The following is a 13176-nucleotide window of genomic DNA, read 5'->3' on the forward strand; positions in this document are numbered from 1 at the left end:
CGCCGGCAACGCCAGCGCGGCGGCGGTGCACCACCTGCCCGTCCCGCCGCAAGGGCGATTCGTCATCGCGCTCGGCATGGGCGGGATGGGGCACAGCTTCGGCGCGGGCATCGGGGCGGCGTTCGCCACCGGCCGGCGCAGCTACGTGCTCTCCGGTGACGGCGGCTTCTATGCCCACGGCATGGAGCTGCACACCGCCGTCGAGTACGACGTGCCGGTGACCTTCGTCGTGTTCAACAACAACGCCCACGCCATGTGCGTGACCCGCGAGCAGCTGCTGCAGCACGCCGACTACTCGTACAACACGTTCAAGCCGGCGCAGCTCGCCGCCGGTGCGGCGGCCATGTTCCCGTCGCTGCCGGCGGTCCGGGCCGACACGGCCGACGAGCTGCGCGAGGCCCTGCTCGCCACCAACGACCGGCCGGGCCCGGCCCTGGTCTGTGTCGAGACCGACCCGGGGGAGACCCCGCCGTTCGTGCCCTTCCTCCGCCTGATCGGCGACCCAACCATCCGTCCAGGAGGCAACCGTGCCGAGCACGTCCCACCCGTTGGCTGACATCCCCGACCTGGTCCGCTGGGAGACCACCAGCCGCGACGCGCTGCTGGCGCAGGCCGCCGGGATGACCCACGCCGTCTACCCGCACGACGAGGTGTACGGCGACTTCTGCACCGTGCAGGACTACATCGACTGCCCGCCGGAGGAGGTGTTCGAGTACCTGTGCAACGTCCACAACCTGGACGAGTACACGTACAGCACGCGGGCGTTCGAGCCGACCGACACGCCGGGGCTCTATGTCGGCTGGGACACCCTGGCCGACGACACCCGGATCTACATGCGGCTGATCCCGAACCGGGAGGCGCTGACCCTGGACTACCACTGCGCGTGGGACCAGGGCGAGGACCTGTGGATGATCTACCTGTTCCGGGTGGTGCCGGCCCAGCAGGTGCTCGGCCGGCCGGGGTCGGTGGTGACCTGGACGAACTGCCACCACCCGAACTACGACAAGAACCCGTACCCGGAGCTGGCCCCGGACCCGGACCGGCCCTGGGTGGGTGACTTCTGGCCGCTCTTCTACGCCGGCCACAAGATCGAGCTGACCAACCTCAAGCGGATCCTGGAGCACCGGCACCGCACCGGCCAGCCGATCTCGGTCATGCCCACCCCCGAGGCCGCCCGGTGAGGCCGGTCAGCCTGGTCGACGTCGGCAGCTACCTGCCGGACCGCGCGGTCGACACCCGGTACTACTTCGGCGACGAGCAGGTCTCCGACAGCCTGATGTTCCGCGCGCCGGCCGAACGGCGGCACGTGTCGCCGGACGAGACCGCCGCGAGCATGGCGGAGAAGGCGGCCCGGCCGATGCTGGAGCGGCTGGCCGAGGCGGGCGAGACCCAGGTCGACGTGCTGCTGACCAACGTCGCGCTGCCGGACCGGGTCTTCACCGGCGCGGGCGCCGACATCGCCGGCCGGCTCGGGCTCGACCCGGCCCCGGAGTGGATCATCGACGTGCACAACAGCGGCTGCGCGTCGTTCGTCTACATGATGAAGGTGGCCCGGCAGCTCATCGGCAGCGGCGCGGCCCGCACGGCGCTGATCTGCGCGGTGCAGAACACCGCCGGCAACCTCTTCGTCCAGACCGACGTGCGCCGGCGCAAGCACGCGCCGGTGCCCGGCGACGGGTGCGGCGTCGGGTTCCTGCGCGCCGGTGACGAGTCGCCCATCCTCGACGTGGTGTCCTACCAGGGCATCGAGTACGCCAACGACATGGAGCTCAACGTCGACACCCGCCGTTACTGGGAGCCGGGCGAGGGACAGATCGACATCGGGTTCACCGACAGCAAGGTCGCGAAGATCATTGCGCGGGGCAACAAGCTGGTGCCGCAGGTGGCCACGCAGGTGTGCGACCGGATCGGCACCCCGACCCGGGACATCGACCTGCTGGTGACCAACCAGCCCAACCGGATGTTCCTGCGCAACTGGCGGGAGGCCCTGCAGGTCAAGCCCGAGCGGCACGTGGACACCTTCGACCGGTACGGCAACCTGTTCGGCGCGGGCATCCCGGTGACCCTGGACCACGCCCGTACCGAGGGGCTGGTCCGCAAGGGCGACCTGGTCGTGCTCTCCGCGTTCGCACACGCCGGGGACTTCGCCGCCGCAGCGGCCGTGCGGTGGTGACCCGGCTGCCCGGCCGGCCCCCGCGCGACCGGGTTACCACCGTCCGTCCACACCAGAGCAGGAGTTGTCGCCGATGACCGACACGTTCGCCGCACCCCGCGCCCACACCGCCGAGGAGCTGGCCGAGCTGGACCGCCGGCACCTGCTGCACCCGTTCACGCCGGTCGGCGTGAGCGAGCAGCTCGTGATCGTCTCCGGGCAGGGCTGCGAGGTCACCGACTCGCACGGCCGCCGCTACCTCGACGGCCGCAGCGGTCAGTACAACGCCACCCTCGGCTACGGCCACCCCCGGGTGCTCGCCGCGCTGCGCGAGCAGTCCGAAAAACTGATGACGTACGCCCTGCTCGGCGCCTCGAACGAGGCCGCGGTGCTGCTCGCGGCCAAGCTGGCCGAGCTGTACGGTGAACCGCTCACGCACAGCCTCTTCTGCAACTCCGGCTCGGAGGCGAACGAGGCGGCGGTCCGGATCGTGCGGATGTACCACGCGCTGCGCGGCCAGCCCGAACGCACCACCGTCCTGTCACTGGCCGAGGGCTACCACGGCACCACCCTCGCCATGTCGGCGATGACCGCGTCCCCGCTGCTGTGGGCCGGTTGCGGGCCGCAGCCCGCCGGGTTCGCGCACGTCCCGACCCCGCGCTGCGCGGCCTGTGCGGCCGGCGAGGCGCACGACGAGTGCGTGGTGCCCGGACCGGAGGCCCTGGAGGAGGCGATCCTCGCCCAGGGTGCGGAGACGGTGGCCGCCTTCATCGTGGAGCCGGTGCTCGGGGTGGGCGGCATCCGCCCGCTGCCCGACGGCTACCTGCGGGCGGTCCGGGAGATCTGCGACCGGCACGGGGTGCTGCTGATCCTCGACGAGATCACCACCGGGCTGGGCCGTACCGGCGCCTGGTTCGCCCACCAGCGGGAGGGGATCCGCCCCGACGTGATCACCACCGCCAAGGGCCTGACCGGCGGTTACGTCCCGTTCGCCGCGGTCACCATGACCTCGACGGTGGCCGAGGCGTTCGCCGGTGACCCGATGCTCGGCGGGCTGCGCCACGGCCACACCACCAGCGGGCATGCGCTCGGCGCGGCCGTCGCGCTGACCGTGCTCGACGTGCTCGACACCGACGGCGTGGTCGCCAACGCCGCCACCATGGGGGAGCGGCTCTGCGGCCGGCTCGCCGAGCGGCTCGGTGGGCTGCCGGGGGTGCGGGAGGTGCGCGGCGTCGGCCTGCTCGCCGCGGTGGAGTTCGACTCGTTCATGCGGGCCGCGCAGGTGGTCGGTGCGTGCCGGGCCGCCGGCGTGATCGTGCGCTGCGAGGGCACCGTGCTCTCCGTCGCGCCCCCGCTGGTGGTCACCGCCGAGCAGGTCGACCGGATCGTCGACGCGCTGCACGCCGGGGTGCTGGCCGCCGACTCGGCGCCGCCCGCGTAGGTCCGTGACGGGTGGCCGGCACGATCCGTGCGCCGGCCACCCGTCACCGCCGTTCGATCACGCCCTCACGCCGCAGCCGCCCGAGCCAGGCGTTCATGGTGTGCCGGGGCACCCCGTACTGCCGGGCGAGTTCGGTGACGCTCGCCGCCTCCCGGTACGCCTCGACCAGCTCGGCCACGTCCGGCATCCGCCGGTAGTTGCGGGTCGCCCGCTCGTCGCCGGCGACGGTGGGCGGTTCCGCCGGCGGTACCGGCCGAGGTCGCGGTACCGGCCTGGCGTTCGCTGCCCGCTCCGGCTCGTCCGTCCGGTGCGGACAGGCACCGCTGAAGGCCGCGGCGATCGCCGCCAGGTCGACCGGGGGCAGGGTGGTCGAGGAGATCGCGCCGTCGTTGCCGGCCCGGACGTTGACCTCGACGATCCGGGGCTGCGGCGCGGTCTCGATCCGCAGCACCGTCGTCGATTCCCCCAGCTGTGACTCGATGGTCACCGTGTACTGCGTCATGGCGCGACTCCCGGCCAGGCTCTGACCGTCCTGACCGGTCGGCCGCAGGATACGAGATAGATCAATTCGGGAATTATGGCACGTCGACGGACGGACCGGGGGCCCTCGCGGCCGGTGTCGCCTCCTCGACCGTGGAGTCCACCGGACGGTCCCAGGTCACCGGCAGCTCGTGCACGCCGTAGTGCAGCATGTCGTCCCGCATCGGCACCTCGTCCGCCGGGCGGGCCAGCCGCAGCGACGGGAACCGGTCGAACAGTGCCGGGTACGCCACCCGCAGCACGGCCCGGGCCAGGTTCTGGCCGATGCACTGGTGCACGCCGTGCCCGAACGCCACGTGTCCCCGACGGTCCGCGGTGATGTCCAACCGGTCGGGGTCGACGAAGTGCGCGGGATCCCGATTCGCGGCCGGCAGCGCCACCACCACGGTGTCACCCGCCCGGATCCGTGCCCCGCCCAGCTCGACGTCCTCCAGCGCGGCCCGGCTCGCCCCCAGGTGCGAGATGGTCAGGTGGCGCAGCAGCTCCTCGACCGTGCTGTCGACCAGCTCGGGCCGGGCACGCAGCAACGCGAGCTGGTCCGGGTGGCGCAGCAGCGCGTACGTGCCGAGCGCGATCATGTTGGCGGTGGTGTCGAAGCCGCCGCCGAGCAGCGCCCAGGCCAGGTTCACCCGCTCGTCGTCGGTCAGCGCGTCGTCGCGGACCAGGTCGCTGAGCAGGTCCGCCCCCGGGGTCGCCCGCTTCGTCGCGATCAGGTCGCGGAGCACCACGTCGATCACCGTGCACGCGGCGATCAGCTCCTCGACCGTGTACGACATCCGGGACAGCACGGCGAAGTGCGCGGCCAGCGGCTGCTGCGCCTGCTCCGGCACGCCCACCAGCTCGCACATCACCCTCATCGGCACCGGCTCGGCGAACGCGGTGACCAGGTCCACCGGGCCGGTCGCGGCGGCCATCCGGTCCAGGTGCTCGTGCGTCACGCGAGTGATCATCGGTGTCAGTTCGGCCACCCCGCGGACGGTGAACCGCCGGTTGAGCAGCCGCCGGTAGCGGGTGTGCTCCGGCCGATCCATCTTGATGAACGCGCCCGGCGCGGCCGGTGGCGGCGTGTAGTCGTCGATCGGGAACGGCGGGGGGATCGGCAGGCCGATCAGCTCGTTGCGGTGGCTGAACCGGCTGTCGCTGAGCACCCGACGGGCGTCGGCGAGGCGGGTCACCAGCCAGCCGACGCCGTTCCCCGGCCCCACGGTGAGCGTCAGCGGCGCCACCGGACGGTCCGCCCGCAACGGCGCGTACCCGGCGGGCGGGTCGAACGGGCAGCCCCGGCGTACCGGCAGGGTGACCGGGTCGTCGGTGTCGGGCGCGGTGGGGCCGGCGGCCCGTACGGTGTCGGTCACGCCACCACCTCCGCGACGGTACGCAGCCGCTGCTCGACGGCGTCGGCCGCGAGGGCCGCGCCGCCGGCCGCCCGGACGTGCTCCCGCATCCGGTGCACCCGGTCGCGCATGCCGGTGTCGGCCGCCACCCGGTCGACCGCGTCGCGCAGCGCCTCGGCGGACGCCTCCTCCCGCTGCACCACCAGGGCCAGGCCCAGGTCGGTCAGCCGGCGCGCGTTGACGTGCTGCTCCGGGTGGTGCGGCACGACCACCATCGGCACCCCGGCGTGCAGGGACTCCATGATGCTGCCCATCCCCGACTGGCAGAGGAAGACCGAGGCGTGCGCCAGCACCGACCGCAGCGGCACCCAGCGGTGCGCCTCCACGTTGGGCGGCAGCTCACCCAGCTCCGCCGGGTCGACCCGGGCGCCGAGCGCGATCACCACGTGCCAGGGCAGGCCCGCGAAGGCGCGGACACAGTCGCGGAAGAAGTCCGGCCGGTTGTTGACCGTGGTGCCGAGCGAGACCAGCAGCACCGGCGTGCCGTCGGCCGGTGGCTGCCAGCCCGGCCCGTCGTCGGTCTGCCCGGTCGGGCCGACGAAGACGTGCCGCTCGTCGAAGGTGTCCCCGGCGAACTGGAACTCGCGCGGCAGGAAGGCGAGCGTGAACTCCTCCCGCCCGTGGAAGAGCTCCACCTGTTGCTGCTCGGGCAGCCCGCTGCCGGTGACCGCCTCGGTCAGCCGGGCGGCGAACTCGACCACCGCCGGGTGCGACCGGTCGACCTGCCCGGCGTAGTCCTGGTGGTGGTCGGAGAGGTTGAAGTGGTCGTTCGAGACGAACGTGGGGGAGAGCTGGATGCTCGGGCGTCCCCAGCGGGCGGCGAGCAACCGCCCGGTGAGCCAGAGCGTGGTGTCGTAGACCACCGCGTCCGGCGGGCCGTCGAGGCGGGCCTCGATCGTGGGCAGCACCGCCAGGCTCGCCTTCAGCAGCTTCAGCGGGGCCCGCGCGCACTCGTCGGCGTCGATCACGTCCGGCGGCGGGTCCGACGGCGGCGGCGGCTCGTACGGGTGCGCCTGCGCGCCCGTGGCGCGGACCCGGTCGGTGAAGTCGTCGGTGGCGAAGCAGGTCACCCGGTGTCCCCGGGTGACGAGCTCGGCCAGCACGGGCAGCACGGGCATCATGTGCCCGTACGCCGGATAGGGCAGGAAGAGCAGGTGCCGGCCGGTGGCGGTCATGCCCCGACCAGCCGGGCCTCGATGGTGTCCGCGGCCAGCGAGGGGCCCTTGCGGGCCGCGATGGCCGCCGCCAGGTCCGCCACCTTACGCCGGGCGACCGTGTCCTCGCGCAGGCCGAGCACGGCGTCGCGCAGCCGGTCGGCGGTCAGCTCGGTGGGCGTGAGGCAGCGGCCCAGTCCCAGCTCGACCACCCGGGCGGCGACCAGGTCCTGCTCGCCGGTGCGGGGCACCACCACCGGCGGCACCCCGAAGGAGAGCGACTCCATCGTGCTGCCCATGCCGGCGTGCGAGACGAAGGCCGAGGCGTGCTCCAGCACCGACAGCTGCGGGACCCACGGCCGGGCCTCCACGTGCGCCGGCAACGGGCCCAGGTCCGCAGGCGTGACCAGGCCGCCCAGCGACATCACCACGTGCCACGGCAGGTCGACCAGGGCGGCGAGGGCGTCGCGGTAGAAGGCGAGCTGGTTCTCGTACCCGAAGCTGCCGAGCGCGACCAGCACCACCGGCCGGCCGTCGCCCGGCGGGGTCCACGCGCCCTGGTGGGCGCGGTCGCCGATGCACGGTCCGACGAAGACGAACCGGTCGTCGAAGGTCTCGATGCCTGGCTGGAACTCCGGCGGCACGAAGACCAGCGTCTTCGCCTCCGGCGCGCCCGCGAAGTCCTCGTTGGACAGGTGGCCCAGGCCGTGCTCGTCCAGGGTGCGGCGCATCAGCTCCCGCTCCCGGCGCAGCGCCGGATGGTCCGGGTCCGGCGGGGTCATGGTGGCGGCGAGCGCGGCGTACGGGGAGAAGGTCTCGCTGGAGACGAAGGTGGTGGCGGTCAGCACCGACGGCAGGTCCCAGGCGCGGGCCAGCAGCCGGCCGGTGGCGTAGCCGAACGAGTCGTAGACCATGACGTCCGGCCGGTCGGCGTCCAGGCGGCGCTTCACCTCGGGCAGCGGGGTGAGCACCTCGGTCAGGTGCACCGCCGCCGCCTCGGCCATGTCGTCACCGGTGATGGTCGACGGGATGGCGACGGTGGCCCACGACTTCGGCACCACCGAGTCGTAGCCGATCACCTCCGCGCCGGTCGCCGCGACCACGTCCGCGAAGTGCGACGCGACCACGTACGTCACCCGGTGGCCCCGCCGCACCAGCTCGGCGACCACCGGCAGCGTCGGGTTGACGTGGCCGTGGGCCGGATAGTTGAAGAAGGCGATGTGGCGGCCGGTCATGAACGCTCCCTGTCGGTGTGGTGGGCGTGGTCGGCGATCAGCGACTCGACGGCGTCGGCGGCGCGCGCCGCGCCACCTGCGGCGTGCACGTGGTCGCGCATCCGCGCCACGGCCGCCCGGACCCGCGGGTCACCGGTGATCTCCTCGACCGCCGTGCGCAGCGCCTCCGGGCTGGTCTCCTCACGGCGCATGACCCGGCCGAGATCCAGCTCGGCGGTCCGGTCGGCGATCACCCGCTGGTCGATGTGGTAGGGCACCAGCACCATCGGCACGCCGAAGAAGAGGGACTCCATCACGCTGCCCATCCCGGCGTGCGTGACGAAGCCGGCGGCGTGCCGCAGCACCTGCGGATGCCGCAGCCACTGGTGCGCCTCGACGTTGTCGGGCAGCGGGCCGAAGTCCTCCCGCCGCACCCGGTGGCCGAGGGTCAGCACCACGTGCCACGGTCCGTCGGCGAGCGTGTCCACACAGAACCGCAGGAACTCCGCCTGGTCCGGGGTGTACGAGCTGCCCAGCGAGAGCAGCAGCACGTCCCGTCCGTCGGCCGGCGGGGTCCAGTCCCCGGCGGCCGGCTCGTCGGTCAGACACGGGCCGACGAAGGTGAACCGGTCGTCGAACGTCTCCGGGGCGGGCTGGAACTCCCGGGGCAGGAAGACGATGTTGTGGCCGTGCTCCGCGCCGAACCCGTCGATCGACACCCCGGCCAGGCCCCGGTCGGCCAGCAGCTTCTCCCGCCGGGCGGTGAACTCGGCGAACCGCGGGTCGGCCGGGTCGACCGGCTCCGGCGGCGGCCCGGTGACCTCGCGGCTCTGCCGCTCCGACATGGAGAACCCGGGGCTGGAGGCGACGGTGGGGCAGAGCTGCACCACCGGGACGTCCCAGGCGCGGGCCAGGATCCGGGCGGCCTCGGAGGCGGCCAGGTCGTGGGCGATGACGTCCGGCCGGTCGTCGGCGAGCCGGGACACCGCCGCCGGCAGCGGCGCGATCGCCTCCGCGAAGAAGGCGAGGATGTTCTCCACCGCCGACCCGGTCGGCCCGTCGGCCCAGGGGAAGTCGGAGGGATACTCCACCACCTCCGCCCCGCTGGCGCCGACCAGTTCGGCGAAGCGGGCCACCACGAAACAGGTCACCCGGTGGCCGCGCCGGACCAGTTCGGCGAGCATCGGCACCGCCGGGGCGATGTGCGCATACGCCGGGAAGGTGAACACGGCGACGTGTCGCGGTGCGTGGTCGGTCGGGCTACGGTCCGGGTCTGCGTCCACGCCGGCGATCATCTACCCGGCCCGTCGGCCGGCGGCAGGGCGCGGCCGGCAACACTAGGGCGTTCGCTAGATGTGCCGGCGGGGGTGGTCGCGCTCTAGGGGATCCCTCACTGCGTCCTCGCCGATACTGCCGGCATGTCGGTGAAGGCGAGCAAGGAAGAGCTGCAGGGGCTGACCGATGACTGGCTGGCCCGGGACCTCGACGCGTGGACGCGCCACGTCCTGCGCCGCCACTTCGATCCGGAGGGCGGGTCCGGCTACTGGCTGAAGCGCCGCGCCGAACTCGACTTCGATCCCCTGGAGATCACCCGGTACGACGAGCTGTCGGCGTTCGGCAACTTCGACCTCGCCGTACTGCGCGACCTGGACCCGGGCGAGTTCGTCCCGCAGAGCGTGCCCCGGCCGCTGGCCGGCCGGGTGTGGGAGTCGGCCGGCACCACCGGCAAGCCGTGCCGGGTGCACTACACCGACGCGATGTCGGTGCACTGGGCGGCCTGGCGGCTGCGCGGGCGGCAGATGGTCGGCTTCCGGCCCGGCGCCGTCTGGATCGACGCCTGCCCCAGCGGCCCGCACCTGGTCGGTGAGGAGGCCGACCAGCTCGCCGACATCGACGGCTCGATGGTCTACTCCGTCGACCTGGACCCCCGCTGGATCAAGACGCTCATCCGGGGCGGCCAGCTCGCCGAGATGAACCGGTACGTCGACCACGTCATCGAGCAGGTCACCGACATCCTGGAGAGCCGGCCGGTGGACTACCTGCGGACCACCCCCGCGGTGGTGCAGGCCCTGATCAACCGGCGTCCGGAGCTCACCGCGAAGCTCTCCGGCGTCTATCTCGGCGGCACCCAGCTCACCCCGGACGCCTGGCAGCGGTTCTCCGCCGCCATGCCCGACGGCGTCATCGGCGCCACCTACGGCAACACCTTCGGCAACGCCAACGGCCTGCCCTCGCCCGACGGCGGCGAGACGCTGCCGTACGTGCCGAACTTCCCGCACACCACCATGACCGTGGTGGACCGGGAGAACCCCGACCGGGTGGTGGAGTACGGCGAGGTGGGCCGGGTGCGGCTGATGGTGCTGCACGAGGACCTGTTCCTGCCGAACGTGCTGGAACGTGACCAGGCCATCCGGTTCCGTACCTCCGACGAGTGGCCCTGCGACGGCGTGGCCAACGTCGCGCCCCTGCAGATCAGCACCGACAAGCCCGAGGGCCTGTACTGAGCGACCCCCGTCGGGCACCGCCGGACCAACGACCCCCTGGTCCGGCGGTGCCCGACGGCGCGTCCGCGTCACTTCGACATCCCCCGAGGAGCGGCGGCATGTTGCGCACCGACTTGATCAGGCCGCTGCACGAACTGCTCGCGGAGCACGCCGACCGGCTCGGGGAGCGGACCGCCTTCTCCGACGGCCGACGCGCCGTCACCTGGCCCGAGCTGCGGCGGCGGACCGGCCGGCTCGCCGGGCACCTCGCCGCGCTCGGCGCGGACCGGGGTGACCGGGTCGCCCTGCTGCTCGGCAACCGGGTGGAGACGGTGGAGAGCTACGTCGCCGTCGCCCGGGCCGGCGCGGTGGGCGTACCGCTCAACCCGCACGCCACCGACGCCGAACTGGACCACCTGCTCACCGACAGCGGTGCGGTGGTGCTGGTCACCGACCCGGTCCACCTCGACCAGGTGCTCCGGCTGCGGCCCCGCTACCCGCGGCTGCGGCTGGTGCTCACCGGCGACGGCCCCGCCCCGGACGGCGTACGCGCCTTCGAGGAGCTGGCGACCGGCGAGCCGCCGCTGCCCGCCCGGGACGACGCGGACCTGGACGCTCCGGCCTGGATGCTCTACACCTCCGGCACCACCGGCCGCCCCAAGGGTGTGCTCTCCACCCACCGCCGGTCGATGTGGGGGGTGGCGGCCTGCTACGCGCCGATCCTCGGGCTCGACGGCTCCGACCGGGTGCTCTGGCCGCTGCCGCTGTCCCACACCGTCTCGCACAACCTGGGCGTCCTCGGCGTCATCGCGGTGGGCGCCACCGCGCGGATCATGGACGGGCTGGCGGTGGACGAGATCGTCACCGTGCTGCGCGAGGACCGGTCCACCTTCGTCTGCGGCGTCCCGACGCTCTACCAGCACGTGCTGGAGGCCGCGCGGGACACCGGCCTGGGCAGCTCCGCGCTGCGGGTCTGCATGGTCGCCGGCTCCGGCTGCTCGGCCGCCCTGCACCAGTCCTTCGAGGACACCCTCGGGGTCCGGCTGATCGACAGCTACGGCAGCACCGAGACCGGCGGCCCGATCACCACGAACTCGCCCACCGGTCCCCGGATCCCGGGCTCCTGCGGCCTGCCGGTGCCGGGCCTGACCCTCCGGCTGGCCGACCCGCGTACCGGGGACGAGGTGCCGGCCGGCGGCGAGGGTGAGGTCTGGGTGGACAGCCCGGCGGTCATGCTCGGCTACCACGGTCGTCCCGAGGAGACCGCGCAGGTGCTCTCCGACGGCTGGTACCGCACCGGTGACCTGGCCCGCCGCGACGAGGCCGGCTTCCTGACCATCACCGGTCGGGTCAAGGAGCTGATCATCCGGGGCGGGGAGAACATCCACCCCCGCGAGGTCGAGGACGTGGTGGCCGGGGTGCCCGGGGTGGCCGAGGCGGCGGTCGCCGGGCAGCGCCACGAGCTGCTGGGCGAGGTGCCCGTGGCGTTCGTGGTGCCGGGCCCGCAGGGCGTCGACCCGGACCTCGTGGTGGCCACCTGCCGCCGCGAGCTGTCCTACTTCAAGGTCCCCGAGCAGGTGTACGAGGTCGACCGGATCCCGCGCACCGCGATCGGCAAGGTGCTGCGCCCGGCGCTGTTCGACCTGCCGGCCCGGCTCCGGGTGGGCCCGGCGAGCTTCCACGACGCGCTGCTGCGGACCGAGTGGACGCCGGTGTCCCCGGTACGGGACGCCGCCCCCGCCCGCTGGACCCGGTACGGCGACGACGACGGCGGCCCGTACGACGTCGTGCTGCTGCCCTGCCTGTCGGACGCGGCCCGGGGCCCCCACCCGGCCCTGCGGCGGGTGGCGGACCTGGTGGAACGCTGGTTCGCCGAGGAGCCGCCGGCCGGCACCCGGCTGGTGGTCGTCACCCGTGGCGCGGTGGCCACCACGGGTGACGAGGAGGTCCGCGACGGGGCGCACGCCCCCGCGTGGGGACTGCTGCGGTCCGTGCAGGCGGCGCACCCGGACCGCCTCGTCCTGGTCGACCTGGACCCGCGGGTCTGTTTCGACCCGCTCCGGGTGGTCGAGGCGGCCGGGTCCGGTGAGCCGCAGCTGGCGCTGCGCGGCGACGACCTGCTCGCCCCCCGGCTGACCCGGGTGCCGGTCACCCCCGGGCGACCGGTCGAGCTGGACCCCGACGGCGTCGTCCTGGTCACCGGGGCCGCCACCGGGCCGGGACCGGACCTGGTCCGGCACCTCGCCACCCGGTACGCCGCCCGGCGGCTGCTGCTGCCCGTACCCGAGGGCGCCGCGCGGGTCCACCGCCGCGGCCCTCGTCGCCGAGCTGACCGGAAGTGGCGTCGAGGTGACCGTCGCGGACTGCGACCCGGCCGACCGGGACGCCCTCGCCGCGCTGCTCGCCGCCCTGGACCGGCCGCTGACCGCGGTGGTCGCCGTCGACGACCCGACGCGCCGCTGGCGGCGCGCCTGGACACCGCCGCGCACCTGCACGACCTGGTGGCCGACCACCCGCTGCGGCTGCTGGTGAGCTGCTCCCGGGCGACCGACGTGCCCGGCGTCGACGGCACGGGCGAGGACGCGGCCGTGACCGCCCACCTGGACGCGTTGGCCCGCAACCGCCGCGCGGGCGGCCGGCCCGCCACCTCGGTGGCGTGGGCGCCGTGGACCGACCGGGCCGCGCGGGGGACGCTCTCGCGCCAGCAGGGGACGGCCCTGTTCGACGTGGCGGTCGCCGGTGACCTGGACGCCCTGGTGGCGGCCGCCCCGAGCTGACCGCGCCGCTGCCCGGCCCGG

General features: G+C 73.8%; 10 protein-coding genes and 1 pseudogene. 6 read left to right on the plus strand and 5 right to left on the minus strand.

Annotation, left to right across the window (positions count from 1 at the left end; all coding sequences use genetic code 11):
• Positions 1-10: 10 nt before the first annotated feature.
• The 4 genes and pseudogenes from MRQ36_RS34545 to MRQ36_RS24765 all read left to right on the plus strand — a co-directional run.
• Positions 11-556 (plus strand): annotated as a pseudogene (locus tag MRQ36_RS34545) (thiamine pyrophosphate-dependent enzyme); the annotation flags it as partial.
• The gene (locus tag MRQ36_RS24755; protein ID WP_242799162.1) at positions 528-1181 is read left to right on the plus strand and encodes an SRPBCC family protein; all 654 of its coding nucleotides are present in this window, start codon (positions 528-530) and stop codon (positions 1179-1181) included. The pseudogene MRQ36_RS34545 and the gene MRQ36_RS24755, both read left to right, overlap by 29 nt.
• The gene (locus MRQ36_RS24760; RefSeq protein WP_242799163.1) at positions 1178-2173 is read left to right on the plus strand and encodes a 3-oxoacyl-[acyl-carrier-protein] synthase III C-terminal domain-containing protein; all 996 of its coding nucleotides are present in this window, start codon (positions 1178-1180) and stop codon (positions 2171-2173) included. The genes MRQ36_RS24755 and MRQ36_RS24760 overlap by 4 nt, the downstream gene beginning before the upstream one ends.
• A 73-nt stretch (positions 2174-2246) precedes the next feature.
• Entirely contained in the window at positions 2247-3593 is a 1347-nt protein-coding gene (locus MRQ36_RS24765; RefSeq protein WP_242799164.1) for an aspartate aminotransferase family protein, read from the plus strand.
• Positions 3594-3636: 43 nt separating this feature from the next.
• On the opposite strand, the gene MRQ36_RS24770 is transcribed toward MRQ36_RS24765, so the two are convergent.
• The 5 genes from MRQ36_RS24770 to MRQ36_RS24790 all read right to left on the minus strand — a co-directional run bounded on the left by MRQ36_RS24770 (position 3637) and on the right by MRQ36_RS24790 (position 9178).
• A complete protein-coding gene (locus tag MRQ36_RS24770) occupies positions 3637-4095 on the minus strand; it encodes a hypothetical protein (protein ID WP_242799165.1) in 459 nt (152 codons plus the stop codon).
• Positions 4096-4168: 73 nt separating this feature from the next.
• Positions 4169-5488: a cytochrome P450 gene (locus tag MRQ36_RS34065; protein ID WP_242799166.1), complete on the minus strand. Its 1320-nt coding sequence runs from the start codon at positions 5486-5488 to the stop codon at positions 4169-4171.
• On the minus strand, positions 5485-6702 hold the full coding sequence (locus tag MRQ36_RS24780; RefSeq protein WP_242799167.1) for a macrolide family glycosyltransferase: 1218 nt from the start codon (positions 6700-6702) through the stop codon (positions 5485-5487). The genes MRQ36_RS34065 and MRQ36_RS24780 overlap by 4 nt, the downstream gene beginning before the upstream one ends.
• The gene (locus MRQ36_RS24785; protein ID WP_242799168.1) at positions 6699-7916 is read right to left on the minus strand and encodes a macrolide family glycosyltransferase; all 1218 of its coding nucleotides are present in this window, start codon (positions 7914-7916) and stop codon (positions 6699-6701) included. Before MRQ36_RS24785 ends, MRQ36_RS24780 begins: the two co-directional genes overlap by 4 nt.
• Positions 7913-9178, minus strand: a complete 1266-nt coding sequence (locus MRQ36_RS24790) for a macrolide family glycosyltransferase (protein ID WP_242799169.1) — start codon at positions 9176-9178, stop codon at positions 7913-7915. Before MRQ36_RS24790 ends, MRQ36_RS24785 begins: the two co-directional genes overlap by 4 nt.
• Before the next feature lie 135 nt (positions 9179-9313).
• Here MRQ36_RS24790 and MRQ36_RS24795 point away from each other — a divergent pair, with 135 nt between their 5' ends.
• Together MRQ36_RS24795 and MRQ36_RS24800 are read left to right on the plus strand one after the other, a co-directional pair.
• Positions 9314-10399 carry a hypothetical protein gene (locus MRQ36_RS24795; RefSeq protein WP_242799170.1) on the plus strand — a complete coding sequence of 362 codons (1086 nt, stop codon included), beginning with the start codon at positions 9314-9316 and terminating at the stop codon, positions 10397-10399.
• 98 nt (positions 10400-10497) lie between these two features.
• Positions 10498-13155, plus strand: a complete 2658-nt coding sequence (locus MRQ36_RS24800; protein ID WP_242799171.1) for an AMP-binding protein — start codon at positions 10498-10500, stop codon at positions 13153-13155.
• Positions 13156-13176 lie beyond the last annotated feature (21 nt).

The organism is Micromonospora sp. R77 (genome assembly GCF_022747945.1).
Lineage (GTDB): Bacteria > Actinomycetota > Actinomycetes > Mycobacteriales > Micromonosporaceae > Micromonospora.